Consider the following 24738-nt stretch of genomic DNA (forward strand, 5'->3'; position numbering starts at 1 on the left):
CTGTTATTTGCTTGCGCGCTTGAACGACCAGTTGACCGTTGCGCCGCCGCTTTCCGTTTCGCCGCTGACGACGATCTGCGCCACGCTGCGGTGTTTGCCGCTTTCGTCCACGAAGATGCTCTCGTCAACCGTCAGGCGCCCGCCGCGCACCTTCATCTGCCACACGCGCCCCGCCGCCAGTTTCAGCAGCGCGCCCTTGCCGTCCGCCGTCGGCGTCGCCTCGACACCCGGCGCGAGGTGGAAGCGCACGTCGAACGGCAGCGCCTTGCGGCGGCCGAGCAGCCGCGTGGCGCGCACGGGTTCGAGCGCGTCCTCGCCGCGGATGTCGCGTCCGTCGGCGGAGAGGAAGATGCGGCGGCGATGGAGCATGCCGAAGCGTTTCGCATAGCCGTCGTGCGTCGCGTCGAGCCAGCAGCCCTCTTCGCTTTCGTGGCGCGTGACGACGACTTCGCCGACGCCCTTGCCGAGCCCGCCACCGCCGAGCAGACGCGTCGAATTGGTGTCGTTCACGATCAGCGTCGCATGCGCCGCCGTCGTGCGGAGCAGCCCCGCGAGCGCTTCGGGCAACACCGCCGCCGCCCCTTCAGCGCCGCCGCAGTTGACGATCAGGCGCGCGTCCCCGTCGGACATTTCGAACGCGAGCGTGCCCGCGTGCGCGCCGCTTCCGGCGTCCTTCGCGGGCGGCGGACCGGCATCGACGACGATCACGCTCTTGCCCGCGTCCATGCGCTGGAACCCGGAAGACGCGCCGTTCCGCGTCGGGCGCACGTTGCCGCCGACAAGCGCAAGCGCCTTGGCGAGCCGTTCGGGCGCGCAGATGTTTCCACCATGGATCGCCGCAAGCCGCCCGTCGCCGAGCATCAGCCCCTTGACCCCCGACGCCAGCGTTTCAATGCCCTCCACGACAACTTCGGAAACTTCGACCTTGCGCGCCTCGTAAAAGGCACGGAGCGTCAGCAGCCGTTCGAGGAGCGCAAGCGCGTCGGAAGGCCGCCGGCTCGCAACGCCGCCGCCGGGCAGCAGCACGTCGCCGAGCGCCTTCCGCAGTGCGTTCTCAGCCCGCACACTGCGCGCCGCACCTTCGGGCAGGATAAGCCCCGCCGCCAGCAGACCCGCCGCCGCCTCCACGCGCGGCATCCCCTCCGGCATCTTCTCGTGCGCGCGGTCCACATGCCGCGCCGTCCGCGCCAGGTGGTTGAGAACGAGGCTGCGGTAAATCGGATCGCCGCGCGACAGGATGTAGGGCGCATAAAGCGGCCAGAACATCAGCCGCCGCCCGGCAAGGTCCGCGCGCCACGCCAGCTCGTCATACTCGCGGTAGCTCGCAAGCCAGGCCTCGACGACGAGTTCGGCGACGATCGCGCCCTTCTTGCGGTCGCTCGCCGCCGCCAGGTCGCGCAGCCATTCGAAGCCGTGCACCCATTCGCGCCACGCCAGCGGCGCCCGCGACGTCGCGAAATTCAGCGTGCGGACGGCTTCCGCATGCCCCCCGAAGCTCAGCTTCCCGGCAGCAATCTCGCGCCCCGCCATAATGTCCCCCGCGATCGGGTCCGCCGTTGCCGCCAGCAGCTTCAGCGGCGGCCGCCCGCGCAGCTTGCGGTTGTGCAGCGGGGTCGCGTAGCCGATGCGGGCGAGCTTTTCGGACAGGCGCGCACCCAGCGTCCGTGCGTCGCCGCGCCCGCGCGTCAGTCGCTGGCCACCATCGCGCCCACCTTTGTCGCTACCGCCCGAATCGCTCACGCCGCGCCGTCTCCCCGCAGCCGCGCGATGTTCGCCGCGTAAGCATCCGGCCCGCCCCGGAACGTCGCCGTGCCTGCAACGAGCACGTCCGCGCCCGCCGCGATGGCGCGCGGCGCGGTCGCCATGTCGATGCCGCCGTCCACCTCCAGGTCGATCGTCTTGCCGGTGGCGTCGATCAGCTTGCGGATCGCCTCGATCTTGCGAAGCTGGCTGTCGATGAACGACTGCCCGCCGAAGCCGGGGTTCACGCTCATCACCAGCACGAGGTCGAGATCCTCGATCACGTAATCCAGCACGCTGAGCGGCGTCGCCGGATTGAGCACGACTCCCGCCTTCTTGCCGAGCGCGCGGATCGTCTGGACCGTGCGGTGCAGGTGCGGCCCCGATTCGGGGTGCGCCGAAAGAATATCCGCGCCCGCCGCCGCAAAGGCTTCGAGGAACGAATCGACCGGCGCGATCATCAGATGCACGTCGAACGGTTTCGCCGTGTGCGGCCGCAGCGCCTTCACCACAGCGGGTCCGATCGTGATGTTGGGCACGAAATGCCCGTCCATCACGTCGACATGAATATAGTCCGCGCCCGCCGCATCGATGCGGCGCACTTCGGCGCCGAGGTCGGCGAAATCAGCGGAGAGGATGGACGGCGCGATACGGACGGATTGCTGCATGTGACCGGCTTTAACATCCCGTGCCGGGAGGTCAAATTCGCGGCTCAAACCCTCGCGATGCGCGCCATGAAAAACCCGTCGAGGCCCCCGTCCGCAACCAGCTGACCGGGCAGGGTGCGCACGAAACCCTCGGAATTCGGCGCGAGTCCGGCTGGAAGTTCATCCACTGTCACCGGAACTACGCGCGCCCAAGGCGTCCGCGACAGGAACGCCTCCACCTGCGACTCGCCTTCATCGCGTTCCAGCGAGCAGACGCAGTAAAGCATGCGCCCGCCGGGTTTCAGCATGTCGAAGGCGTGATCCATCAGCGCCGCCTGCATCCCCGCGAGTTCACCGATCTGCCGCGCCGATTTCAGGTGCAGCACGTCCGGGTGCCGCCGGAAGATGCCGGTCCCCGAACACGGCGCGTCGAGCAGCACGGCGTCGAGCGGCGCTGGCGGTTTCCATTTCAGCGCGTCAGCCGCGATCACATCCGCCGACAACGCCGTCCGCTCAAGATTCTCGCGCACCCGCGCCATGCGGTTTTCCGAAATGTCGAGCGCGATCACCTTCGCCCCCGCGCTCGCCAGTTGCAGCGTCTTGCCGCCGGGCGCCGCGCAAAGATCGGCGATCAGCTCTCCCGCCTTCGCGCCGAGCAGCCGCGCGGGCAGCGCCGCCGCCAGATCCTGCACCCACCACGCGCCCTCGGCGAAGCCGGGCAGCTCTTCGATGCGCCCATGCCGCGCCAGCCGCACATGGCCGGGCACCAGCGACATGCCGCCCAGACGCTCCGCCCACGCCGCGGTCTCGCCTGCATCGCGCAGCGTCAGGTCGAGCGGCGGCTCAGCGCCGAGCCCTGCGGCGGCGGCGTCCACCACCGCCTCGCCCCACGCCGCGCCCCAGCGCAGCGTCCACATCGCCGGCAATGTCGGCGGAGACGGCAGCGCCGCGCCCTGCTTCAGCAGCGTCGAGAGCACGCCGTGCGTCAGCCGTCGCGGCCCGCCTTCGAGCAGCGGCAGCGCCGTCGCGATCACCGCGTGCGGCGGCGTTTCAAGGAGGATCGTCTGCACCAGCGCCATGCGCAGCACCATGCGCGCGCGCGCATCATCGGGCAGCGGCTTCTTCGTCGCACCGTCGATCAGCGCGTCGAGATCGGGGAGATGCCGCAGCACGCCCGCAACGATGGCGCGCGCAAGGCCGCGATCGGCGGGCGCATCCAGCTTGCGAAACGCACGGTCGATGCTGCGGTCGAGCGCTTCGCCGCGCCACAGCACGGCCTGGAGCAGCGCAAGCGCCGCCGCGCGCGCGGGCACGCCCGAAATCTGTTCCATGCTCAGCGGCGACGTTTGAGCGGATCGAGCGCGCTCGTCCGGCCGCGCTGGGCGGCCTCGTTGATGCTCTGCGGTCGCGCGGCCTGCCCCATCTCCTGCGCGATGCGGCCGAGCGCCGCGACGCGGTTTTCAGGGTTCGGGTGCGTCGAGAAAAGATTATCCATGCCGCCGCCGATCAGCGGCGCAACGATATAAAGCTGCGCTGCGGCCGGATTCTTCTGCGCGTAGGGGTTCGGGATGCGCGATGCACCCGCCGCGAGCTTCTGGAGCGCGGAGGCGAGCTTCATCGGCTTGCCGCTGATCTCCGCGCCCGCCCGGTCCGCGCCGTATTCGCGCGTGCGGCTGATCGCCATCTGCACCAGCATCGCGGCAAGCGGCGCAACGATCACCGCCGCGATGATCGCGAGCGGATTGCGATTGTTGCCGCCGAAGAACAGCGCGAAATTCCCCAGCATCGAAATCGCGCCGGCGAGTGTCGCCGTCACCGTCATCAGCAGCGTGTCGCGGTTTTTCACATGGCCGAGTTCGTGCGCCATCACCGCCTCGATCTCGTCGCGGTCGAGGATGCGCAGCAGGCCGGTCGTCGCCGCCACCGCCGCATTCTCCGGATTGCGTCCCGTCGCGAAGGCGTTCGGCGCATCGGTATCGATGATGAACACCTTGGGCATCGGCAGGCCCGCGCGCTGCGCGAGCGTCTTCACGAGGCCGACGAATTCGGGCGCGCTCTGCGCGTCCACTTCGCGGGCGTTGTGCATGCGCAGCACCATCTTGTCCGCGTTCCAGATCGCGAACAGGTTCATGCCGCCCGAAATCAGGAGCGCGATCAGCGCGCCGCCGCTGCCGCCGAGCATATAGCCCAGCCCCATGAACAGCGCCGTCAGCGCCGCCAGCAGCATCACCGTCTTCATCTGACCCATGGCACGCGAGGCTCCTTCATTCCTCGCGTCATATTATCGGGATGCACCCGCCTCGCTTCAAGACTTTCCTCCGCCGAGGAAAGCGCCGATGCGCCGAAAATGGCTTACCGGGAACAACCGGGTCATCCAGTCGATGAAACGCGCGTCCTTGCCGATCAGCACGCGGTGCCGACGCCGTTCCATGCCGCAGATGATCGTCTCGGCCGCGGCGGCTGGCGTTGTGCGCGCCGCCTTTTCGAATTCGTCGCCCGAATCGAGCGCGCCGGTCCGCCCGTCCATGCCCATGATGAACTTGGCGTTGCGCGCGACGTTCGTCTTGATCCCGCCGGGATGCACACGGATCACCGTGATGTGCGGATCGGTCTCTCCGAGTTCCAGATACAGCGCCTCGGTGAGCCCGCGCACCGCGTATTTGGAGGCGTTGTAGGCGGACTGCGTCGGATAGCCCATCAGGCCGAACACCGACGAGATGTTGACCAGCCAGGCGCCCGAGGATTTCCGAAGATGCGGGATCGCGTGGCGGCAGCCGTTCACCACGGCATCGAAGTTCACCGCCATCACCCGGTCGAAATCGGCCTTGGGCGTATCGGCGAACGGCGCCACCACCGATAGCCCGGCGTTGTTGATGATGCCGTCGAGCCCGCCGTATTCGGCGGCGGCAGCGTCGATCCAGCCTTTCAGCGCGGCTTCGTCCGTCACGTCGAACGCCGCAATTGTGTGCGGATAGTTGCCGAGCAGCCGCGCGGTTTCGGCAAGTCCCGCCGCATCCTTGTCGCAAAGTGCCGTCTTCGCGCCGCGCTTGGCGAGCCCCAGCGCAAGCGCGCGGCCGATGCCGCTTCCCGCGCCCGTCACGGCAATCGCCCGACCGTCCAGACTTTGCATGTCGATCGCTCTCCCCTATCTCATCTGCATGGTGCCGCGTCGCCGGGGATGCGCACAGCTATGAATATGATGGAAGCGCATGATGAAAGACCAGAAGCCCGCGAAACCCAAGGTGCCGCCGAAGCAAAAGGAAGAGGGCGGCCCCGCCGGCCCGGACCCCGTGCGTTACGGTGACTGGGAACGAAAAGGCATCGCGGTTGATTTCTAAAGCATCGTGCGGAAAAGTGGGAACCAGTTTTCCGCAATAAACGATGCGTCCACAAAGATTTAAGGCGCGCCGCCGCTCAGGCGTCCTCGTCGCGCAGCGGGCGGGAAAGCAGGTCGGCGATCACCGCATCCACCGATGCGCTGCCGTCGAGCAGGCTGCACACCGCGCGCGTGATGGGCATGTCGATGCCCAGCTCGTCTGCCGCCGCGTCCAGAACCGGCGCGGTGAACGCGCCTTCGGCAACCGTGAGCCGGTCGCTCAGCAGATCGCGCGCGCTCTTGCCTTCGCCGAGCCCGTAGCCCAGCGAAAAGTTGCGCGATTGCGTCGAGGAGCAGGTGAGCACCAGATCGCCGAGCCCCGAAAGCCCGCGCATCGTTTCGGAACGCGCGCCCTTGGCGATGCCGAAGCGCAGCATTTCGGCAAAGCCCCGGCTGATAAGCGCGGCGCGCGCATTTTCGCCGAGCTTTCGCCCGACAACGACGCCGCACGCGATGGCGAGCACGTTCTTGATCGCCCCGCCCACCTCCGCGCCGATCACGTCGTCCGTCCAGTACGGGCGGAAACGCGGCGCGGCGATGCGCGCCATCAGCCGGTCGGCGAGCGCGCGGTCGGCGCAGGCAAATGTAATCGCGGTCGGCAGCCCCATCGCCACCTCGCGGGCGAACGTGGGGCCTGAAAGCACGGCGAGCGGCGCGCCGGGCAGCACGTCCGCCGCCACCTCGCCGACCAGCTTTCGCGTCGCCGCCTCGATGCCCTTGGCGCACAGCACGATCGGCGTGCCCCGGCTGGGCACACGCTCCAGCACGCTGCGCACATGCTGCGCGGGCGCAACGACGAGCAGCATGTCGCAATCGCCGAGCGCGCCGAGATCGCTCGTCGCCGTAATCGTTTCGGAAAGGCGCACGCCGGGCAGGAACAGCGTGTTCTCGCGGGCCGTGTTGACACCCTGCACCACCTCCGGCTCGCGCGCCCACAGCAGCACGTCGCCGCCCGAGGCCGCGACCTCCGCAAGTGCGGTGCCCCACGCGCCGCCGCCGATCACACCGACCTTCATGCTTTCACTCCTGCGCCGCGCGCCGGTTCCGCCGCCGGATCGAGCGGCCAGCGCGCGCGCGCCGGCACATCGAGCGCGTCGGTGTATCCGGCCCGCAACCGTTCGAGTCCCGCCCATGCGATCATCGCGGCATTGTCCGTGCAGAGCGCGAGCGGCGGCGCGCTGAAGCCGATCCCGCGTTCATCGCCGAGCCGTTGCAGCGCCGCCCGGATCGCGCCGTTCGCCGCCACGCCGCCCGCCACGACAAGCCGCGTCGCCTCGGGCATCCGGTCCATCGCGAGTCGCGTCCGGTCGACGAGGCAATCGACGACCGCCTGCTGAAAACTCGCCGCCAGATCGGGAACCGAGCCCCCGGCCGCGCGCAGCACGGCGCTTTTCAGCCCCGCGAACGAGAAGTTAGAATCCCCGCTCCCCACGAGCGGACGCGGCAGCGGCACCGCCTTCGGATTGCCCTCGCGCGCCGCGCGCTCCACGGCAGGCCCGCCCGGAAAGCCGAGCCCCAGGATCTTCGCCACCTTGTCGAACGCCTCGCCCGCTGCGTCGTCGATCGTCGTCGCCAGCCGCCGGTAGCGCCCGACGCCGTCCACGCCGAGCAGCTGGCAATGCCCACCGGAGGTCAGCAGCAGCAGATAGGGAAATTCCAGCGTCGGGTCCGCCAGCCGCGCCGAAAGCGCGTGACCTTCCAGGTGGTTCACCGCAACCAGCGGCTTGCCGCTCGCCAGCGCCAGCGCCTTGCCGGTCACGAGCCCGACCATCACCCCGCCGATCAGCCCCGGCCCCGCCGTCGCCGCGACGGCATCGAGATCGCCGAAACCCAGCCCCGCCTCCGCCATCACCGCCTCGACGAGCGGCGCCAGCCTGTCCACATGCGCGCGCGCCGCAATCTCGGGCACGACGCCGCCATAGGGGCGGTGCGCCTCCTCCTGCCCGGCGATACGCTCGGCAAGGATGGTGCGGTTTCCGTCGACGAGCGCTGCGGCGGTTTCGTCGCAACTCGATTCAAGACCCAGAACGATCATATTGTCTCCGCGCTCGTAACTAGATACGCCGCCCCCCATGCACAAGGCTGAGCCTCTGAAACTCGGAACGCGCGGGTCGCCGCTCGCGCTCGTCCAGGCGCGCGCCGCCGCCGCCGCGCTTGTCGCCGCCCACGGCTGGGCCGAAGACAGCGTCGAGATCGTCCCGATCAAGACCACCGGCGACAAGGTGCAGGACCGCCCCCTCGCCGAGATCGGCGGCAAGGCGCTGTGGACCAAGGAGCTGGACCGCGCGCTCCTCGCGGGCGACATCGATTTCGCGGTCCATTCCGCCAAGGACATGGAGAGCGTTCGCCCGGAAGCCATCGCGCTCGCCGCCGCGCTGCCCCGCGCCGATGTGCGCGAGCGGATCATCGGCGTCTCCGGCCTCGATGCGCTCACGCCGGGCATGCGGGTCGGCACCACCTCGCCGCGCCGCGCCGCGCAGCTTCTCGCGCGTGTCCCCGGCCTCGGCCTCGTGCCGTTTCGCGGCAATGTCGCCACCCGCCTCGCCCGCATCGACGCCGGAGAGGCGGACGCCACGCTGCTGGCGAGCGCCGGGCTGGAACGGCTCGGCCTGCACGCCATCGGCGCGTTTATCCCGGTCGAGACGCTGTTGCCCGCCCCCGGTCAGGCGATCATCGCGATCGAGGCGCGCGCGGGCGATTCCGCCATGCTCGGCCGCCTCGCGGCGATCACCGACGCCGATACCATGACGGCGCTTGTCGCCGAACGCGCCTTTGCCGCCGCGCTCGGCGGCAGCTGTCACAGCCCGGTCGCCGCCCTCGCCGTGCGCGACGGCGACGCCTTTCATCTTCGCGCCGAAATCCTCAGCCCAGACGGGCGGGAACGTATCGCGGAAGAAACGCGTTTCCCGGCTGCCGATGCGGCCTCCGCCGGTCGTGCGCTTGCAAGGACCATTCTCAATCGGGCGTCGCCCGCGCTTCGGAGCCTGTTCGTCGCATGACCCGCGTTCTCATCACCCGTCCGCACCCCGGCGCCGGGGAAACGGCTGCGCGCATCCTTGCGCTCGGCCATGAGCCTGTCGTGGCCCCGCTTTTCGAAATCACCGCCCGGCAGTGGGCCGCGCCCGCCGCGATGCCCGACGCCGTGATGTTCACGAGCGCTGCCGCGCCGCGCGAAGGCGGGCCCGCGATGGCATCGTTTCTGGCGCTGCCCTGCTTCTGCGTGGGCGCGCGGACCGCTGCGGCAGCGCGCCTCGCCGGCTTCACCGACGTTCGCGCGCCGGATGTGGACGATGGCGGCGCGCTGCTCGCTGCCATAGCGGCGGCGGGCAAGGTCAGCGTGCTTCATCTGTGCGGCCTTGAAATCGCAGGCTATGCACCACCCCCCGGCCTGCGGCTGGATCGGCGTGTCGTCTACGGCGCCAGCCTGCACGGCTGGACGGACGAAGAGCGCGAGACGGCGCGCGGCGCGGACGTCGCGCTCGTCTATTCTCCGCGCGGCGGAGAAGCGCTTGCCGCCGCGCTCGGGGCAGGCCGCAGCAATGTCCGTCTGGCCGCGATCAGCCGCAACGCCGCAAGTGCGGCCGGAGACGGCTGGGCCGCCCGCGCCGTCGCGGCCCGCCCCGAAGAGGATGCGCTGTTTGCGGCGGCGAAGCTGTTGTGCGAGAAGCAGGCTGACAAGGCACCGCTGACGAGGACCGGATGATCGACGACGAAACCCGCGAAACGCATCGCCCGCGCAGCGCTGTCCCCTGGGTGGTGGCCGCGGCACTGGTGCTGTTTGCCGCGGGGCTCCTGCTCAGCCCCTGGTTCGAAACCAACGTCCGCACGCGCCTGCCCGGCGCACTGCAACGCCCCGATGTCGTATCGCTCGCCGCGCGCATGGAGCGCGAAGCGGGCACGATCTCGGCGCTCGAATCCCGCGTCACCGCGCTCGAACGGCGTCCCGCACAGGCCCCGCCGCTCGGCGATGTCGACGCGACACCGCCGGCGCTCAACGATCCGATACCGCTTGCGCTCGGCACCGGACCAGGCTCCGAACGTCTTGCAAGGCTGGAAGCGCGCATTGAAGCGCTCGATCGCGGCCAGGCACAGGCATCGACGCGCCTCGATAATATTTCCGCAGAGCTTGCCGGGTTCAACGTCAAGATCGAACAGATCGGCGGCAATGCCTCGCGCTCCATCGCGGCTGCCGCCGCCAGCGCGGAAAAAGCGCGCGGCGTGCTGCTGGTCACGGCCGCGCGGCGCGCAGCCGAGCAGGGCCAGAGCCTTGCGGTGCTGGCTCCCGCGCTGCGCCGCCATTTCGCCGCCGCCGATGCCGAAGCTGTCGAGCGCCTGCTCACCGCGTCTCCCGAGACACCGACGCTCGCCGTGCTGCGCCGCCGCTTCGACGAAATCCGCCCCCAGCTCTCCGAAAGCGCCGCGCCGGAACGGACGGCCACGCTCTGGGAGCAATTCAAGTCCGGGGTCGCCGGGCTTGTCCATATCCGTGAAAAGGGCACTGCCGCCGCGCGAAACGCCAACGACGCCCGCCTTGCGGACATGGCGACGCGGATTTCGCAGGGCGATGTCGCGGGCGCCCTCCTGACCCTGCAGCGGCTTCCTGCGCGCACGCAGCAGCTCGCCCGCCAGTGGCGCATTTCGGCCCAGGCTTACGCGAACACCCACGGCGCGCTGCAGCAGCTTGAAGCCTCCGTGCTTCTCGAAGACACCGATCTGCCGCTCACAGCGCCCCCGAATGCCCCTGCGAACGCGCAGCAGGCGACGACACAGTCGCTGTAGGCGGGCGAAACCAGAATGTCCTTTCGTAAATCAACCCGAATCAAGACAGGCGAATAATGGAAAGCCTTATCGAACTGTTCTCGCAGCCAGCCACATGGGCGGCGCTGATTACTCTGATCGCGATGGAAGTCGTGCTCGGCATCGACAACCTCATCTTCATCTCGATCCTCACCAACAAGCTGCCGGAGCACCAGCGCGAAAAGGGGCGGCGCATCGGCATCGGCCTCGCGCTCATCATGCGCCTCGGCCTGCTTGCGACCGTGGCCTTCATCGTCACGCTGGTCGAGCCGGTGATCGAGGTTTTCGGGCAGGGTTTCTCGTGGCGCGACATCATCCTCATCGCGGGCGGCCTGTTCCTCGTCTGGAAAGCCACGAAGGAAATCCATCACAGCGTCGATCCCGCACCTAGCGGCGACGTCTTCGATACGAGCAGGGTCGTGATGACGTTCGGGGCTGCGATCACGCAGATCATCCTCCTCGATCTCGTCTTCTCGATCGATTCGATCATCACCGCCGTGGGCATGACCGAGCATGTGCCGATCATGGTCGTCGCCGTTGTTGTTGCGGTCCTCTGCATGCTGCTCGCCGCGAACCCGCTCGCCAACTTCATCGACAAGAACCCCACGGTCGTCATGCTCGCGCTCGGCTTCCTGCTGATGATCGGCACCACGCTGATTGCCGAGGGCTTCGGCGCGCACGTGCCGAAGGGCTATATTTACGCGGCAATGGCCTTCTCGATCCTCGTCGAGGTTCTGAACATTCTGTCGCGCCGCGCGAAGCAGCGCAGCCAGGGGAAGAAAGATTGACCGCCTATCTTCACAAGGGCGACCTGCCCGCAGACGTGCTCGCCCCCGGCGCCATCGCCGTGGACTGCGAGGCGATGGGCCTCAACCAGCTGCGTGACCGGCTCTGCGTCGTGCAGCTTTCGGACGGCGGCGGCGACGAGCATCTCGTGCAGTTTCCGCTCGGGAGGTTCGACGCGCCGAACCTCAGCGCCGTGCTCACCGATCCCGGCCGGCTCAAGATCCTGCATTTCGCGCGCTTCGACGTGGCGCTCATCCAGCAGTATCTCGGCATCGTGATGACGCCGATCTGGTGCACCAAGATCGCCTCGAAGCTCGTGCGCACCTACACTGATCGCCACGGGCTGAAGGATCTGGTGCGCGAGGTGCTGGGCGCGGAGATTTCCAAGCAGCAGCAGTCGTCGGATTGGGGGGCGGACACGCTCAGCGATGCGCAGATCGAATATGCCGCGTCCGACGTGCGCTATCTGCACCGCATCAAGGCGGTCCTGGAGGAACGGCTGGAACGCGAAGGCCGGACAGCGCTTGCGCAGGCGTGCTTCGATTTCCTGCCGGCGCGCGCCGCGCTCGACCTTGCCGGCTGGGCCGACAAGGACATCTTCAGCCACGAAAGCTGAGGCAATGACGCAGACCGCCGACGAACTTGCCAGCGACCGCCGCCGCTGGGCGATGCCGGGCAGTGCGTGGGATCGGCAGGTCGTCGTCCTGAAACGCCTGCTGCCCGCGACGGCTGTGGCCATTTTTCTCGCATGCCTCATCTGGCCGCTCACCGCGCGGCAGGAATTCAGCTTCATCCTGTCGCGCGACGGGGTGGAAAAGGCCCGCGAACGTCTGCGCATGGAAGCGCCGATGTATCGGGGGGAAGACAGCAAGGGCCGCCCGTTCAGCATTCTGGCGGACGAGGCGCTGCAGCGTTCCTCGAATACGCCCGTCGTCGAACTGAAGCGCATCGAGGCGAGTCTCGAAATGCTCGAAGGCACCGCGACGGTCACCGCGCCGAGCGGGCGCTACGACCTTGAAGCGGAAAGGCTCAACGTCCTCGGCCCGGTCGTCTTCCACCGCCCGGACGGCTTCGTTCTGCAAACCGGCGACGTCGCGGTAGACCTGCCGACGCGCAAGGTCACCAGTGCCGGACGCGTTAGCGGCAGGATGCCGCTCGGCGCGTTTTCCGCGTCCCGTCTCGACGCCGATATGGAAACGCGCGTTGTCACCTTGTCAGGCGGCGTGAAAATGCGGATTACGCAGCGATGATCCGTTCCGCACTCCTCCTCGCCGCAGCCACCGCGCTTGCCCTTCCCCTTGCAGCCTCCGCGCAGAGCGGCTTCGGCAACTCCGCGCTGAAGGGGCACGACACGCGCGCGCCCATCGATATCGATGCCGCGCGCATCGAAGTGCGGGACCGCGAATCGCAGGCGATCTTTTCAGGCGACGTCCGCGTCGTGCAGGGAAACATGACCCTCGGCGCTGCGGGGATGCGCGTCTTCTACGAAAACGCGGCGGGCGGGAACCTCGCGATCAACCGCCTCGACGCCGAAGGCAGCGTCCAGCTCGTCAGCCCCAGCGAGCGGGTCAGCTCACGTCTCGGCATCTACGATGTCCAGACCCGCCGGATCACCTTCGTCGGCGGCGTCGTGCTCAATCGCGGCGACAGCGTGCTGCGCGGCGAACGGCTGGTCATCGACCTTGAAAGCGGGCGGTCGACGCTCGACGGATCGGCAAGCTCCGCAAGCGGCGCGCCCCGCGTCACCGGCCGTTTCGTGGTGCCCCCTCGCGGCGGCCAATAGCCGCCTGCACAATCCTTTTTACGCTGTTTCGTCCCGTTCGGCTTGCATTGCCGAAACCGACCATGCACAAATTGCGCCAACTGGCGCACAGCCTGCATTTGTCGTTAAGTATTCGTGAGGTAGAAAACCCGGCATGAACGACGTCCTGACGATGGAGCACGAGACTTCCGCGGTCGATACGGAGCGCGGGCTCGCCGTCGTGTCGATCGGCAAGCGCTACGACAAGCGCGTCGTGCTGCGCGACGTGTCGCTCGGCGTGCGGCGCGGAGAGGTCGTCGGCCTGCTTGGGCCGAACGGCGCGGGCAAGACCACCTGCTTCTATTCGATCATGGGTCTCGTGATGCCCGATTCGGGCCGTATCCTTCTCGACGGCATCGATATCACCGGGCTCCCCATGTATCGCCGCGCCGCGCTCGGCGTCGGTTATCTTCCCCAGGAAACCTCGATCTTCCGCGGCATGACGGTGGAAGACAACATCCGCGCCGTGCTTGAAATCTCGGAGCCGGACCGGGCGGCGCGCGAGGCGCGGCTCGATCAGCTGCTCGGCGAGTTTTCCATCGGCCGCCTCCGCAAGGCCCCGGCCATGTCGCTGTCGGGCGGTGAGCGCCGCCGCTGCGAAATCGCGCGCGCGCTGGCCACGAACCCGTCCATCATGCTGCTCGACGAGCCGTTCGCGGGTATCGACCCCATTTCGATCGCCGACATCCGCGATCTCGTCAGCCACCTGAAGGACCGCAACATCGGCGTCCTCATCACCGATCACAATGTTCGCGAAACGCTGGAGATCGTCGACCGCGCCTGCATCATCTACGATGGCCGCGTGCTCTTCGAAGGCACGCCCGAAGCCCTCGTCGCCGACGAGACGGTGCGCAAGGTCTATCTCGGCGAAGGTTTCAGCCTCTAGCGTCATGGCGATCGGTCCGCGTCTTGATCTGAGGCACTCGCAGCAGCTGGTGATGACCCCCCAGCTGCAGCAGGCGATCAAGCTGCTGGCGCTGTCGAACCTCGAACTCGAAAGCTACATCAACGGCGAGCTGGAGCGGAACCCGCTGCTCGAAGCTGCGGGCGAGAGCCCGGCCGAGGTCTCCACGGCCGAAATCGCCTCCGACGACTGGTCGGTGCCCGATCCTGCCGGTTCGGACCAGCTGATCGCGGCGGGCGGCGGCGATGCCGACGCGCCGCTCGATGTCGATCACGGCGTCGAAACCTTCCACCACGACTGCGCGAGCGACATGCCCGCCCCCGGCACCGGCGGTCTCGACGGCAGCCTCAGCGTCGCCGGTCCGTCCGTCGCGGGCGCGGGCGGCGGCGAAGACAGCGAGGGTTTCGACGCCACGCTCGCCGCCGAACTGTCGCTGCACGACATGCTCCTCGCCCAGCTTGCGGGCATGGACCATGTGGAGCAGGCCATCGCCCGCCACATCATCGATCTGATCGACGAGAGCGGCTATTTCACCGGCGACCTCAATGAAATCGGCGCGCGCCTGCACGTGCCCACCGCCGATGTCGAGGCGGTGCTGAAGATCGTCCAGACCTTCGAGCCGACGGGCGTCGGCGCGCGCTCGCTCGGCGAGTGCCTGGCGTTGCAGGCGATCGAGGCGGATCGTCACGATCCCGCGATGGCGACGCTGCTGTCGAACCTCGATCTGCTCGCGCGCGGCGAGATGGCGACGCTGCGCCGCATCTGCGGGGTCGATGCCGAAGACCTTGCCGACATGATCGCCGAACTGCGCGGCTACAATCCCAAGCCGGGCCTTGTCTGCGGCGGCGGCCATGCGCAGCCGATCCTGCCCGACATTTTCGTCGCGCGCACCGCGTCGGGCGGCTGGGCGGTCGAGATCAACGCCGCGACGCTGCCGCGCCTGCTCGTCAACCGCAGCTATTATGCGGAGCTTTCGGGCACGGGTGGCAAGTCGGCGAAGAGCTTCCTGTCGGATTGCCTGCAATCCGCGAACTGGCTCATCAAGGCGCTCGATCAGCGCCAGCGCACGATCATCAAGGTGGCGACCGAGCTTGTCCGCCAGCAGGAGGCGTTCTTCCTCCACGGCGTCCAGCACCTGAAGCCGCTCAACCTCCGCGCCATCGCCGACGCCATCGGCATGCACGAATCGACCGTCAGCCGCGTCACCTCGAACAAGTATCTGTCGTGCGAGCGCGGCCTGTTCGAGCTGAAATATTTCTTCACCTCGGCGATTCAGGCCTCCGACGGCGGCGACGCCGTCTCCGCCGAATCCGTGAAAACCAAGATTCGCGAACTCATCGACAGCGAGCGCGGCGGCAAGATCCTCTCGGACGACAAGCTCGTCGAGCTGCTCAATGAAGCCGGTTTCGACATCGCCCGCCGCACCGTCGCGAAATACCGCGAAGGCATGGGCATCGGCTCCTCGGTCGAACGCCGCCGCGCCGCCGCGATCCAGAGCGCGGCTGCGTAGAGTGTGTTGCTCCCCCACCCTTCAGGGGAGGGGCCGGGGGTGGGGCCTATCCTCACATGCAACGTGGAGCGGCGGCACCGCCCCTCCCCAACCCCTCCCCTGAAGAGGAGGGGCTTTCTCAGGTTCAATCCCGAAGCAGCTCGTTGATCGCCGTCTTGCTGCGCGTCTGCGCATCCACGCGCTTCACGATCACCGCGCAGTAAAGCCCCGGCCCGCCGTCGGCGCCCGGCAGCGAACCCGGCACGACCACGGAGTATGCCGGCACCCGCCCGCGCGTCACTTCGCCCGTCGCGCGGTCCACGATCTTGGTGGAGGCGCCCAGATAAACACCCATCGAGAGCACCGCGCCCTCTTCCACCACCACGCCCTCGGCGACTTCGCTGCGCGCGCCGATGAAGCAGTTGTCCTCGATGATGACGGGTCCGGCCTGCAGCGGCTCCAGCACGCCGCCGATCCCGGCGCCGCCCGAAATGTGCACGCCCTTGCCGATCTGCGCGCAGCTGCCCACCGTCGCCCACGTATCGACCATCGTGCCCTCGCCCACATAGGCGCCGATGTTGACGAAACTCGGCATCAGCACCGCGCCCTTGGCGATGTACGCGCCGCGCCGCGCGGTCGCGCCCGGCACCACGCGGAAGCCCGCGGCGCGGAAGCGGTTTTCGCCCCATCCGGCGAACTTCGAAGGCACCTTGTCGAACGCCGGCGCCCCGCCCGCGCCGCCCTCGACGACGGCATTGTCGTTCAGGCGGAACGACAGCAGCACCGCTTTCTTCAGCCACTGGTTGACGCGCCACTGCCCGTCCACCTTCTCGGCGACGCGGTATGTGCCCGCGTCCAGCCCCTCGATCGCGGCCTCCACGGCGTCGCGCACCGCGCCGGTGGTGGCAAGGCCGAGGCCCTCGCGCTCGTCCCAGGCCTGATCGATGATGGCGGCGAGATCGGTCATGCTTTTACCCCTGCTGTAATGGAATGAAGCCAGTCGCCCACGTCGGCGATCCGGTGGTCGATACTGTCGTGGTCGGCCAGATAGCTGCCGCTTTCGGCGCCGTTGTCGGCCCACACCGTGGTCATGCCCATGGCCTTTGCGGGCACGAGGTTGCGCGCCATGTCCTCCACGAACAGCGCCGCCTCCGGGCGGATGCCGTGCGCCGCGCAGAACCCGTTATAGGCGCTGGGGTCAGGCTTGGGCCGGTAATCCATGGCGTGAATATCATAAACCGCTTCGAACACGCTGCCGAGGCCGAGCCGGTCGAGCACCTTTTCGGCGTAGGCCGTGTCGGCGTTGGTGAACACGAGCTTGCGGCCCGGCAGCTTTGCAAACGCCGCCGCCATGCGGCTGTCGGCCTCCAGCACGCCCATGTCGACATCGTGCACAAAGCTCAGGAATTCTGCGGGCGCCACGCCGTGCCCGTCCATCAGCCCGCGCAGCGTCGTGCCGTGGTCGTGGAAGAAGCGTTTCTGCACGCGCCGCGCTTCCACCGCATCGCAGCCGATCAGGCGCATGATGAACGCGCCCATGCGTTCGTCGATCTGCGCGAACAGGTTCGCGCGCGGCGGATAAAGCGTGTTGTCGAGATCGAAGATCCACGTCTCGATGTGGCCGAAGGCATCCATGCGGGGGTCATGGCGACGAGCGGAGGATTTCGCAAGCATTTGGTAATGCCTTTGCGCGACCATTCTGCCATCAGGGGGGCACGACAGGAACAACAGGGGTGCAGGCGAAAATGCGCCGACACGTCACGACGCGATCACGCCGGCTCACCGCCGTTTCGGCGCTCTGCCTTGCCGCCCTTCTCGCCGCTTGCGGCGGCGGCGGCGGTGCGGGCCCTGTCTCGCCGGGCACTGTAACGCCGACGCCGTCGCCCACGCCCACCCCGACACCCACGCCGAGCCCGGTGTACGACACGCTGGAATACAGCCGGTCCAACGCCGCCGCATCGGCGGGCGCGATCGCCGCCTATGAAAACGGCGCGACCGGCGCGGGCGTGAAGATCGCCGTCATCGACAGCGGCGTCGATATTCAAAGCCCCGAGTTTTCCGGCCGCATCGATCCGGCGAGCCGCGACGTCGCGGGCACGCGCGGCATCGACGATACAGACGGCCACGGCACCTCGGTCTCCGCCGTCGCGCTCGCCGCGAAGAACGACAGCGGCATGCACGGCCTTGCCTTCGATGCAACGCTGATCGCGCTGCGGACCGATACGCCCGGATCCTGCGCGGACGAGTGTTCCCATTCCGACACCAACATCGCCATCGCCGTCGATACCGCCGTCGCGGCGGGCGCGCGCGTCATCAACATGTCGCTCGGCGGCGAAGCCCCCAATTCGCGCCTGCGAACGGCGATCGCGAGCGCGACCGCCGCCGGTGTCATCGTGGTCATCTCGGCGGGCAACGATGCGCTCGCGAATCCCGATCCCTTCGCGCAGATCGCCGGCAACGCATCGATCGCGCGCGGCCGCGTCATCATCGCCGGTTCGGTGAACGACGGCGATGCGCTTTCAGACTTCAGCAACCGCGCGGGCAGCTACGCCGCGCACTACCTTGCCACGCTCGGAGAAGGCGTCCGCAGCTTCGATCATACCGGCACCGCTTACCTGTTCGGCGGCACCTCTTATGCCGCGCCGGGCATCTCCGGGGCCGTGGCCCTCCTTGCCGATGCCTTCCCCGCGCTCAGCGCGGACGAAATCGTCGACATCCTGTTCCGCACCGCGCGCGATGCGGGCGCGGCGGGTGACGACGCCGTCTTCGGCCAGGGCATCCTCGATCTCGTCCGCGCCTTCTCGCCCATCGGCGGCACGTCGCTTCCCGGCAGCGCCGTGCCCGTCACCGGCGAGGCGGGGTCGCTCGCGGTGCTCGGCGGCGCGCTCGGCGACGGCGGCGACTTCGCCGGCGCGCTTTCCGATATCGTCGTTCTCGACAGCTACGACCGCGCCTACGTCGCCGATCTCGGCGCGGGCATCTCGCGCGTCGCCCCCGCGCCGCGCCTTGCCGCCGCGCTCCAGACCAACACCGAAGAGGCGCGCGACGCCTTCGGCATCGCCGGCTACAGCCTGTCGTGGAACGCCGCCGTCAGCACGCGCCCGTGGCTCGGCCTCGCCCAGTCCGGCGGTATCGACGCCCGCGCCGATATCGACGCCCGCATCACGCGCGGCTTCGTCACCGGCAGCGTCACCCCCGGCACCGGCGTCGGCTTCGCCGCCGGTTACGGCGCAGACGATCTCCTCGCGAACATGGCGGGCACGCGCGCGCCGGGCTCGCGCTTCATCGCGAGCGGCGATGCGCTGCGCGACGACGGCGTTTCCATCGCGGGCACGCGCGCCGCCGCGATCAGTCAGCGCGTCGGCGGCTGGACCTTCGGCATGGCGGCGGGCACGGGCGAGACCGCTTCGCTCCGCCCCGGCAGCGCATGGGATCGGCGCCGCGACGCCGATGCCGTGCAGCTCTTCGCCGCAAGCGCCTCGCGCCGGATCGGCGCGTCGGATGTTTCCGTCACGTGGAGCCGTCTCGACGAAAGCGGCAGCATCCTCGGCGCCGAAGGCTCCGCCGCGCTCGGGCTCACAAGCGCTTCGAGCGATTTCCTCGGCCTCGACTGGGCCATGGACGCCGGGCGCGGCTGGCGCATCGCGGCGCAGGCGCGCGGCGGGCTCACCCGTCTCGATATCGCCTCGGGCGGCCTCGTCTCCGGCGCCGACGCGCTGCGCACCTCCGCCTTTTCGTTCGACGTCTCGAAATCCGGCGTGATCGCGCGCGGCGACACGATCGCCGTCCGCCTCGCGCAGCCGCTGCGCGTCGAAGGCGGCGCCGTCGATGTCGATATCCCCATCAGCTACGATTATGAAACCGGGCAGGCGGGCTACACGCGCCGCACCTTCACGCTGGCGCCCTCGGGCCGCGAAATCAGCGTGGAAGCCGCCTGGTCGCTCCCCCTCGCAGGCATCGCCCGCCTCGACACGAACCTCTTCTGGCGCCGCGACCCCGGCCACATCGCCTCACTCGACGACGATATCGGCGCCGCCCTGCGCCTCAGGGCGCGGTTCTAAAGCCCGCCCCACCTACCCGTCACCCCGGCGCAGGCCGGGGCCCATAACCACGGCCTCATGGATACCGGCCTACGCCGGCATGACGTGGGTGTGGCGGGCTTTCATGATCTAACGCGGCGGCGCAACACCCTCCAGATGCCGCACGGCGTCGTGAGCGAGCCGCACGACTTCATCGTCGAACGCCGCCACGGTCGACAGACCCTTGCCGCACTCCGTGCAGACGATCCAGTCGCGTTCGGCAGGCCTTTCGGACATCGCAAAGTCCGTACCGCCGCAGTTCTCGCATTTCAGGCTGACCCTGATTCCTCCAGTCATGGCTGATCTCCCCGGTTCTGCTTTTGAAGCGAAGCTATCGGGGTTGCGCGCGAAGTCGAGTCGTCTCGTGCGAAAGGCAGCGCCAAAAAAACAGAGGGCCGGCATTCTCTTGTCGAGAATACCGGCCCCAGCGCGCTTTCGGGTTCACCCTCCGACAGGGGAGATCGCATAGGGTGTCCCGCGCACGTTCAGGAAAGCGGATCGAACCGGGATAGGCCGATCAGCTGGCGCCGCGCTCCGCGCGACGTTCCGCGCGCTTCGCCTCGTGCGCCGCACGGCGCTCCTCGGGGCTCAGCGTACCATCCTTGTTCGCATCCGCCGCGTCGAAGCGGGCGAGCGGCTTCGCCTTCGCTTCGGCGAGCGTGATGCGTCCGTCGTTGTCGGCATCGGCCGTCTCGAACCATTTCTCGCCGAAGCCGCCGCGATGCATCATGCGGTGGCCCTTGCGGCCGTCCTTGTCGCCGCCCTTGAACTTCATCCGCATCTCGCGGCGATCCTTGCCGTCGGCCTGCGCGGTTTCGCGGCGTTCGGCCCACTTGGCCTTCATGCCGTCGTTGTGCGCGTCCCACTCGCTGCGGCTGATCTGGCCGTTCTTGTCCGCGTCCATCGACGTGAACATGCGCGTGCGGGCCTCGGCCATCTTCTTTTCGCCCTCGGCGCGGCGGGCTTCGGCCTGCGCCTTGATTTCGGCCTGGGTGACGACGCCGTCCTTGTTGGTATCGGCGGCGGCAAAGCGCTCGGCGACTTTCTTTTCCACGTCAGCGCGCGTTTCGGCGCTCCAGCGGGCTGATTTTTCCGCAGCCGGGGCAGCAGCAGTCTGGGCGATCGCGGGCAGCGCCATCAGCGCGGCTGCCGATGCGCCGATCATCAGAAATTTGGTCATAATATCACTCCGTTTCAGCGTCCAATTACCTGCCTATACGCACCCCATGCTGACTCTCCCTTGAATATGCCGTTCATCAATGCGAAGGGCGCGCATACTCACGGGTTCGGCGAAAGGTTCGGGTGAATGTCTGATATCAAGCGCGTTGTTCTGGCCTTCTCGGGCGGTCTCGACACCAGCGTCATCCTGAAATGGCTTCAGCAGACCTACGCCTGCGAGGTCGTCACCTTCACCGCCGATCTCGGCCAGGGCGAAGAGCTCGGGCCGGCGCGCGCCAAGGCGGAGCTGATGGGCGTCAAGCCCGAGCACATCTTCATCGACGATCTCAAGGAAGAGTTCGTGAAGGACTATGTGTACCCGATGATGCGCGCGAACGCGCTTTATGAAGGCCTCTACCTGCTCGGCACCTCGATCGCCCGGCCGCTTATCGCCAAGCGCCAGATCGAGATCGCCAAGATGGTCGGCGCCGATGCCGTCAGCCACGGCGCGACCGGCAAGGGCAACGATCAGGTCCGCTTCGAACTCGGCTATTACGGCCTCAACCCCGACATCAAGGTGATCGCGCCGTGGCGTGAGTGGGATCTCACCAGCCGCACGCGCCTCATCGAGTTTGCAGAGGCGCACCAGATCCCCGTGTCGAAGGACAAGCGCGGCGAAGCGCCGTTCTCCACCGACGCAAACCTTCTCCACACGAGCAGTGAAGGCAAGGTGCTCGAAGACCCGTGGCAGGAAGTCCCCGACTACGTCTTCTCGCGCACCGTAAACCCCGAAGACGCGCCCGACACGCCCGAATACATCACCGTCGAGTTCGACGCAGGCGACGCGGTCGCGATCAACGGCGAGGCGTTCTCTCCGGCAAACCTCCTCGCGAAGCTCAACGACTACGGCCGCACGCACGGTATCGGTCGTCTCGATCTCGTCGAGAACCGCTTCGTCGGCATGAAGTCGCGCGGCATGTACGAAACCCCCGGCGGCACCATCCTCCACACCGCCCACCGCGCCATCGAACAGCTCACGCTCGATCGCGGCGCCGCCCACCTGAAGGACGAGCTTGGCCCGCGCTACGCAGAGCTCGTCTACAACGGCTTCTGGTTCAGCCCCGAGCGCGAGATGCTCCAGGCCGCCATCGATCACAGCCAGCAGCAGGTCTCCGGCACCGTCCGTCTCAAGCTCTACAAAGGCTCGGCCTGGGTCGTCGGCCGCAAGTCGCCGAATTCGCTCTATTCTGAAAAGGTCGTCACCTTCGAAGACGACGCGGGCGCCTACGACCAGCGCGACGCCGAAGGCTTCATCAAGCTGAACGCCCTTCGCCTCCGCCTGCTCGGTCGACGCGGCGCTTAAACCCGCCTTAACCCGCCGCCCCTAGGGTCGCGGCATGGGCACGGCGATCGGGGCGGCGAAGGCGGATATCGGCGAACTGCGCGCTGCAGGCGCGATGCTCGGCGTGTCCGTCCTCTACATGGCCGCCGTCCTCGGGAGCGGCCTTGTTCCCGCAGACCAGTTCGCCCGGCTCTTTTCGGTCTACACCAAGTCGCTCGGCGCGCTTACGCTTGTCGCGGGGGGTATCGCGCTGTTCGTCGAATGCGCGCGCCGTGCGCGCCGGGAAGGCGCTGCGCCTTCGCCCTTCGGCATCGTCCGCGAATTCGTAAGGCTTCGCTGGCACCGCGACCGTTTCCTCAGCCTCGCCGCGCCGCCGATCGTCTGCGCCATGATCCTGGCGACGTTCAACGCCTTCAAGCAGGCGATCCTGCCACGCGCGGGTTTCCACCTCGATGCGCTGTTTGCGGCGTGGGACAAGGCGCTCTTCCTCGGCACCGATCCGTGGGTGGTGACGCACAAAATCCTGAGCGGCCCGGCCGCGACGCTTGCCATCGACAGCTTCTACCACGGCTGGTTCGTGCCGATGACCCTCGGCATCATCGTCTGCGCCTACCTGCGCGATTCGCATCTGCGGACCCAGTATGTGCTCAGCTATGCACTGTCGTGGATCCTGATCGGCTCCGTACTCGCATGGCTGCTCCCGGCGGCGGGCCCTTGCTTCTACGATGATTTCGCCGGCGGCGCGCCGACCTTCACCGCGCTGATGGATACGCTCGCCGGATACGACAGGGCGCTCGTCGCCGAAGGCGGCGGCGGCGGGATCGCCGCGCTGAGGAATCAGCAGGCGCTGCTCAATCATTTCAACGGCAGCGGCCCGCTCGTGCTCGGCGGCGGCATTTCGGCGATGCCTTCGATGCACAATGCACTCGCCGTCCTGTTCGCGCTGGGCGGCATGCGCATCAACCGCATGCTCGGCTGGGCGATGTGGATTTACGCGATCCTGATCTGGGTCGGCTCAGTCCACCTCGGCTGGCACTATGCGATCGACGGGATCGCAGCGGCGGCCCTGACCGTGCTCATCTGGTATGCCTGTGGCCGGGCGGCCGAAGCCCTGCTTGCCTCTGATCGCTCCCGCGAAGCGACACTCGTGCTTGCCGAATGACCCTCAGCGGGCGAACACGGCGAACTTGTAGCTCAGAAAATTGAACCCCATCGCCGCGATCGTCGCAGCCGCGAAAGCGGGGGTCGTCGGCAGCCCGGCATAGGTCAGTGCCGAAAAGGTCGCGGCGTTGACCGCAACCCCGCCGAGCGATGCGCCGACGTAGCGCAGGAATTCCCGCCACGTCGGCGGCGCATCCACGCGAAACGTCCAGCGCCGGTTGCCCAGCCACGTCGTGAAAATCGCAAGGCTGAGCGCCGGAACCTGCGCCGCATAGGGAGAAACACCGGCACGAACCAGCGCCTCGAGGCTCACCGCACCGAGAACGAACGCGGCGGCCCCGATGGCCAGAAACGCAGCCCCTTCGCGAAGCCGCGCCTTCACGGCGTCGGCAGCCCGCGCTGCGTGAGCAGGAACATGCGCTTCAGTTCCACGCGCGAGCGCGACACCGAATCGAGAATGAGGCCGCAGATCACGGACATCGACGCGATAATCATCAGCGCGGCGGCGAGGATCGCGGTCGGGAAGCGCGGCACCAGCCCCGTTTCCAGATATTCCGCAACGACCGGCAGGCCGAAGGCCAGCGAGGCAAGCGTCAGCAGCGCAGCGATGCCGCCGAAGAAGAACGCGGGCCGCGTCTCCTTCAGAAGCAGGAAGAACACCGAAAGGATACGAAACCCGTCGCGGAACGTGCGCAGCTTGCTCACCGAACCTTCGGGGCGCACGCCGTAATCGGTCTCGATCTCCGCGACCGGCAGCATCAGCTGGCTCGCGTGGACGGACATTTCGGTTTCGATCTCGAAGCCGCGGCTCACCGCCGGGAATGTCTTGGCAAAGCGGCGGCTGAACACGCGGTAGCCCGAGAAGATGTCGCTGAAATCGTCGCCGAACATCCACTGGAATACGCCGTTGAACAGGCGGTTGCCGATCGCATGGCCCGAACGCCCGGCGTCCTGCCGCACGCCGCGCCGCGTTCCCACCACCATGTCGAGCCTGCGCTCGACGAGCGCCTTCACGAGCATCGGCGCATCGGCCGCCGCATAGGTGCCGTCGCCGTCCGCCATCACATAGATGTCGGCGTCCACCTCGGCGAACATGCGGCGCACGACGTGGCCCTTGCCCTGCCGCATCTCGCGGATGACGATCGCCCCCGCGCTTTCGGCAACGCGGGCGGTGTCGTCGGAGGAATTGTTGTCGAACACATAGATGGCCGCGCCGGGAAGCGCTTCGGCAAAGCTCGCGACCACATGCGCGATCGTCGCCGCCTCGTTGTAGCACGGCAGCACGACGGCGGTGGCAAGCCCCACACGCGACTGCGCGGTGTCGAATTGCGAGGCGGACGGGATCGAGACCATGGCGGTTCCTCGGGCGGAAAGTTCCGATGGCCAGAACCCTAGGGCGGCGATGGCTTCCAACTGGTTAATATCGCGTCCCGTCGAAGCCGACTGTTAACCATGCCT

At 68.0% G+C, this 24738-nt stretch carries 26 protein-coding genes; 13 read left to right on the forward strand and 13 right to left on the reverse strand.

What is annotated here, in order from left to right; translation table 11 throughout:
* Positions 1 to 3: 3 nt before the first annotated feature.
* From GGQ98_RS18790 to GGQ98_RS05755, 5 genes are read right to left on the reverse strand one after another with little or no spacing between them, the layout of a single operon-like run.
* Positions 4 to 1740 (reverse strand): heparinase II/III domain-containing protein, encoded by a 1737-nt coding sequence (locus GGQ98_RS18790; protein WP_184066431.1) that lies wholly within the window; start codon positions 1738 to 1740, stop codon positions 4 to 6.
* Positions 1737 to 2408 (reverse strand): ribulose-phosphate 3-epimerase, encoded by a 672-nt coding sequence (gene rpe, locus GGQ98_RS05740; RefSeq protein WP_184066434.1) that lies wholly within the window; start codon positions 2406 to 2408, stop codon positions 1737 to 1739. Before rpe ends, GGQ98_RS18790 begins: the two co-directional genes overlap by 4 nt.
* Before the next feature lie 44 nt (positions 2409 to 2452).
* Entirely contained in the window at positions 2453 to 3718 is a 1266-nt protein-coding gene (locus GGQ98_RS05745) for an RsmB/NOP family class I SAM-dependent RNA methyltransferase (RefSeq protein ID WP_184066437.1), read from the reverse strand.
* Positions 3719 to 3720: 2 nt separating this feature from the next.
* On the reverse strand, positions 3721 to 4635 hold the full coding sequence (gene htpX, locus GGQ98_RS05750) for a zinc metalloprotease HtpX (protein WP_184066440.1): 915 nt from the start codon (positions 4633 to 4635) through the stop codon (positions 3721 to 3723).
* Positions 4636 to 4692: 57 nt separating this feature from the next.
* Entirely contained in the window at positions 4693 to 5517 is an 825-nt protein-coding gene (locus GGQ98_RS05755; RefSeq protein ID WP_184066442.1) for an SDR family NAD(P)-dependent oxidoreductase, read from the reverse strand.
* Positions 5518 to 5599: 82 nt separating this feature from the next.
* Here GGQ98_RS05755 and GGQ98_RS05760 point away from each other — a divergent pair, with 82 nt between their 5' ends.
* Positions 5600 to 5725, forward strand: a complete 126-nt coding sequence (locus GGQ98_RS05760) for a DUF1674 domain-containing protein (RefSeq protein WP_184066445.1) — start codon at positions 5600 to 5602, stop codon at positions 5723 to 5725.
* Positions 5726 to 5801: 76 nt separating this feature from the next.
* Here GGQ98_RS05760 and GGQ98_RS05765 read toward each other — a convergent pair whose 3' ends face one another.
* Positions 5802 to 6779, reverse strand: coding sequence for an NAD(P)H-dependent glycerol-3-phosphate dehydrogenase (locus GGQ98_RS05765; RefSeq protein ID WP_184066448.1), 978 nt, complete (start codon positions 6777 to 6779; stop codon positions 5802 to 5804).
* Positions 6776 to 7798: a tRNA (adenosine(37)-N6)-threonylcarbamoyltransferase complex transferase subunit TsaD gene (gene tsaD, locus GGQ98_RS05770; RefSeq protein WP_184066450.1), complete on the reverse strand. Its 1023-nt coding sequence runs from the start codon at positions 7796 to 7798 to the stop codon at positions 6776 to 6778. The genes GGQ98_RS05765 and tsaD overlap by 4 nt, the downstream gene beginning before the upstream one ends.
* A gap of 37 nt (positions 7799 to 7835) precedes the next feature.
* Here tsaD and hemC point away from each other — a divergent pair, with 37 nt between their 5' ends.
* From hemC to rpoN, 9 genes are all read left to right on the forward strand, one after another.
* The gene (gene hemC, locus GGQ98_RS05775) at positions 7836 to 8762 is read left to right on the forward strand and encodes a hydroxymethylbilane synthase (protein ID WP_184066453.1); all 927 of its coding nucleotides are present in this window, start codon (positions 7836 to 7838) and stop codon (positions 8760 to 8762) included.
* The gene (locus GGQ98_RS05780; RefSeq protein ID WP_184066456.1) at positions 8759 to 9466 is read left to right on the forward strand and encodes a uroporphyrinogen-III synthase; all 708 of its coding nucleotides are present in this window, start codon (positions 8759 to 8761) and stop codon (positions 9464 to 9466) included. The genes hemC and GGQ98_RS05780 overlap by 4 nt, the downstream gene beginning before the upstream one ends.
* Positions 9463 to 10542 (forward strand): COG4223 family protein, encoded by a 1080-nt coding sequence (locus GGQ98_RS05785; RefSeq protein WP_184066459.1) that lies wholly within the window; start codon positions 9463 to 9465, stop codon positions 10540 to 10542. The genes GGQ98_RS05780 and GGQ98_RS05785 overlap by 4 nt, the downstream gene beginning before the upstream one ends.
* 56 nt (positions 10543 to 10598) lie before the next feature.
* A complete protein-coding gene (locus GGQ98_RS05790) occupies positions 10599 to 11348 on the forward strand; it encodes a TerC family protein (RefSeq protein ID WP_184066462.1) in 750 nt (249 codons plus the stop codon).
* Positions 11345 to 11962, forward strand: coding sequence for a ribonuclease D (locus GGQ98_RS05795; protein WP_184066465.1), 618 nt, complete (start codon positions 11345 to 11347; stop codon positions 11960 to 11962). Before GGQ98_RS05790 ends, GGQ98_RS05795 begins: the two co-directional genes overlap by 4 nt.
* Positions 11963 to 11966: 4 nt before the next feature.
* On the forward strand, positions 11967 to 12596 hold the full coding sequence (gene lptC / locus GGQ98_RS05800) for an LPS export ABC transporter periplasmic protein LptC (protein ID WP_184066468.1): 630 nt from the start codon (positions 11967 to 11969) through the stop codon (positions 12594 to 12596).
* Positions 12593 to 13129: an LptA/OstA family protein gene (locus tag GGQ98_RS05805; protein ID WP_184066471.1), complete on the forward strand. Its 537-nt coding sequence runs from the start codon at positions 12593 to 12595 to the stop codon at positions 13127 to 13129. Before lptC ends, GGQ98_RS05805 begins: the two co-directional genes overlap by 4 nt.
* A 133-nt stretch (positions 13130 to 13262) precedes the next feature.
* Positions 13263 to 14033, forward strand: coding sequence for an LPS export ABC transporter ATP-binding protein (gene lptB / locus GGQ98_RS05810; protein WP_184066474.1), 771 nt, complete (start codon positions 13263 to 13265; stop codon positions 14031 to 14033).
* A 4-nt stretch (positions 14034 to 14037) separates the two neighbouring features.
* Positions 14038 to 15561 carry an RNA polymerase factor sigma-54 gene (gene rpoN / locus GGQ98_RS05815; protein WP_184066476.1) on the forward strand — a complete coding sequence of 508 codons (1524 nt, stop codon included), beginning with the start codon at positions 14038 to 14040 and terminating at the stop codon, positions 15559 to 15561.
* A 124-nt stretch (positions 15562 to 15685) separates the two neighbouring features.
* Here the strand turns inward: rpoN and dapD are convergent, their stop codons facing one another.
* A complete protein-coding gene (gene dapD / locus GGQ98_RS05820; RefSeq protein ID WP_184066479.1) occupies positions 15686 to 16507 on the reverse strand; it encodes a 2,3,4,5-tetrahydropyridine-2,6-dicarboxylate N-succinyltransferase in 822 nt (273 codons plus the stop codon).
* The gene (locus tag GGQ98_RS05825) at positions 16504 to 17175 is read right to left on the reverse strand and encodes a pyrimidine 5'-nucleotidase (RefSeq protein ID WP_184066482.1); all 672 of its coding nucleotides are present in this window, start codon (positions 17173 to 17175) and stop codon (positions 16504 to 16506) included. Before GGQ98_RS05825 ends, dapD begins: the two co-directional genes overlap by 4 nt.
* Before the next feature lie 110 nt (positions 17176 to 17285).
* Here GGQ98_RS05825 and GGQ98_RS05830 point away from each other — a divergent pair, with 110 nt between their 5' ends.
* Positions 17286 to 19601, forward strand: a complete 2316-nt coding sequence (locus tag GGQ98_RS05830; RefSeq protein WP_184066485.1) for a S8 family peptidase — start codon at positions 17286 to 17288, stop codon at positions 19599 to 19601.
* A 108-nt stretch (positions 19602 to 19709) separates the two neighbouring features.
* Here GGQ98_RS05830 and GGQ98_RS05835 read toward each other — a convergent pair whose 3' ends face one another.
* Together GGQ98_RS05835 and GGQ98_RS05840 are read right to left on the reverse strand one after the other, a co-directional pair.
* On the reverse strand, positions 19710 to 19916 hold the full coding sequence (locus GGQ98_RS05835) for a hypothetical protein (RefSeq protein WP_184066488.1): 207 nt from the start codon (positions 19914 to 19916) through the stop codon (positions 19710 to 19712).
* Between the two features lie 220 nt (positions 19917 to 20136).
* Positions 20137 to 20799, reverse strand: coding sequence for an EF-hand domain-containing protein (locus tag GGQ98_RS05840; RefSeq protein ID WP_184066491.1), 663 nt, complete (start codon positions 20797 to 20799; stop codon positions 20137 to 20139).
* Positions 20800 to 20925: 126 nt separating this feature from the next.
* Between GGQ98_RS05840 and GGQ98_RS05845 the strand changes: the two genes are divergently transcribed.
* Both GGQ98_RS05845 and GGQ98_RS05850 read left to right on the forward strand, forming a co-directional pair.
* Positions 20926 to 22140 carry an argininosuccinate synthase gene (locus GGQ98_RS05845; RefSeq protein WP_184066494.1) on the forward strand — a complete coding sequence of 405 codons (1215 nt, stop codon included), beginning with the start codon at positions 20926 to 20928 and terminating at the stop codon, positions 22138 to 22140.
* Between the two features lie 34 nt (positions 22141 to 22174).
* Positions 22175 to 23281 (forward strand): phosphatase PAP2 family protein, encoded by a 1107-nt coding sequence (locus tag GGQ98_RS05850; protein WP_184066497.1) that lies wholly within the window; start codon positions 22175 to 22177, stop codon positions 23279 to 23281.
* A 3-nt stretch (positions 23282 to 23284) separates the two neighbouring features.
* Here GGQ98_RS05850 and GGQ98_RS05855 read toward each other — a convergent pair whose 3' ends face one another.
* Positions 23285 to 23662 carry a GtrA family protein gene (locus tag GGQ98_RS05855; RefSeq protein WP_184066500.1) on the reverse strand — a complete coding sequence of 126 codons (378 nt, stop codon included), beginning with the start codon at positions 23660 to 23662 and terminating at the stop codon, positions 23285 to 23287.
* A complete protein-coding gene (locus GGQ98_RS05860) occupies positions 23659 to 24633 on the reverse strand; it encodes a glycosyltransferase (RefSeq protein ID WP_184066503.1) in 975 nt (324 codons plus the stop codon). The genes GGQ98_RS05855 and GGQ98_RS05860 overlap by 4 nt, the downstream gene beginning before the upstream one ends.
* Positions 24634 to 24738: the final 105 nt, after the last annotated feature.

This window comes from Sphingosinicella soli (assembly GCF_014199685.1).
Lineage (GTDB): Bacteria > Pseudomonadota > Alphaproteobacteria > Sphingomonadales > Sphingomonadaceae > Sphingosinicella > Sphingosinicella soli.

Excerpts from the sequence above, each read along its gene's own strand:
- GGQ98_RS05845 (WP_184066494.1), top strand. The coding sequence starts at position 20,926 with ATGTCTGATATCAAGCGCGTTGTTCTGGCCTTCTCGGGCGGTCTCGAC.
- dapD (WP_184066479.1), bottom strand. The coding sequence starts at position 16,507 with ATGACCGATCTCGCCGCCATCATCGATCAGGCCTGGGACGAGCGCGAG.
- hemC (WP_184066453.1), top strand. The coding sequence starts at position 7,836 with ATGCACAAGGCTGAGCCTCTGAAACTCGGAACGCGCGGGTCGCCGCTC.
- htpX (WP_184066440.1), bottom strand. The coding sequence starts at position 4,635 with ATGGGTCAGATGAAGACGGTGATGCTGCTGGCGGCGCTGACGGCGCTG.
- GGQ98_RS05805 (WP_184066471.1), top strand. The coding sequence starts at position 12,593 with ATGATCCGTTCCGCACTCCTCCTCGCCGCAGCCACCGCGCTTGCCCTT.
- GGQ98_RS05790 (WP_184066462.1), top strand. The coding sequence starts at position 10,599 with ATGGAAAGCCTTATCGAACTGTTCTCGCAGCCAGCCACATGGGCGGCG.
- GGQ98_RS05765 (WP_184066448.1), bottom strand. The coding sequence starts at position 6,779 with ATGAAGGTCGGTGTGATCGGCGGCGGCGCGTGGGGCACCGCACTTGCG.
- GGQ98_RS05755 (WP_184066442.1), bottom strand. The coding sequence starts at position 5,517 with ATGCAAAGTCTGGACGGTCGGGCGATTGCCGTGACGGGCGCGGGAAGC.
- lptC (WP_184066468.1), top strand. The coding sequence starts at position 11,967 with ATGACGCAGACCGCCGACGAACTTGCCAGCGACCGCCGCCGCTGGGCG.
- rpoN (WP_184066476.1), top strand. The coding sequence starts at position 14,038 with ATGGCGATCGGTCCGCGTCTTGATCTGAGGCACTCGCAGCAGCTGGTG.
- GGQ98_RS05840 (WP_184066491.1), bottom strand. The coding sequence starts at position 20,799 with ATGACCAAATTTCTGATGATCGGCGCATCGGCAGCCGCGCTGATGGCG.
- GGQ98_RS05780 (WP_184066456.1), top strand. The coding sequence starts at position 8,759 with ATGACCCGCGTTCTCATCACCCGTCCGCACCCCGGCGCCGGGGAAACG.
- GGQ98_RS05850 (WP_184066497.1), top strand. The coding sequence starts at position 22,175 with ATGGGCACGGCGATCGGGGCGGCGAAGGCGGATATCGGCGAACTGCGC.
- GGQ98_RS05860 (WP_184066503.1), bottom strand. The coding sequence starts at position 24,633 with ATGGTCTCGATCCCGTCCGCCTCGCAATTCGACACCGCGCAGTCGCGT.
- lptB (WP_184066474.1), top strand. The coding sequence starts at position 13,263 with ATGAACGACGTCCTGACGATGGAGCACGAGACTTCCGCGGTCGATACG.
- GGQ98_RS05745 (WP_184066437.1), bottom strand. The coding sequence starts at position 3,718 with ATGGAACAGATTTCGGGCGTGCCCGCGCGCGCGGCGGCGCTTGCGCTG.
- GGQ98_RS05835 (WP_184066488.1), bottom strand. The coding sequence starts at position 19,916 with ATGACTGGAGGAATCAGGGTCAGCCTGAAATGCGAGAACTGCGGCGGT.
- rpe (WP_184066434.1), bottom strand. The coding sequence starts at position 2,408 with ATGCAGCAATCCGTCCGTATCGCGCCGTCCATCCTCTCCGCTGATTTC.
- GGQ98_RS05830 (WP_184066485.1), top strand. The coding sequence starts at position 17,286 with ATGCGCCGACACGTCACGACGCGATCACGCCGGCTCACCGCCGTTTCG.
- GGQ98_RS05785 (WP_184066459.1), top strand. The coding sequence starts at position 9,463 with ATGATCGACGACGAAACCCGCGAAACGCATCGCCCGCGCAGCGCTGTC.
- GGQ98_RS05760 (WP_184066445.1), top strand. The coding sequence starts at position 5,600 with ATGAAAGACCAGAAGCCCGCGAAACCCAAGGTGCCGCCGAAGCAAAAG.
- GGQ98_RS05825 (WP_184066482.1), bottom strand. The coding sequence starts at position 17,175 with ATGGATGCCTTCGGCCACATCGAGACGTGGATCTTCGATCTCGACAAC.
- tsaD (WP_184066450.1), bottom strand. The coding sequence starts at position 7,798 with ATGATCGTTCTGGGTCTTGAATCGAGTTGCGACGAAACCGCCGCAGCG.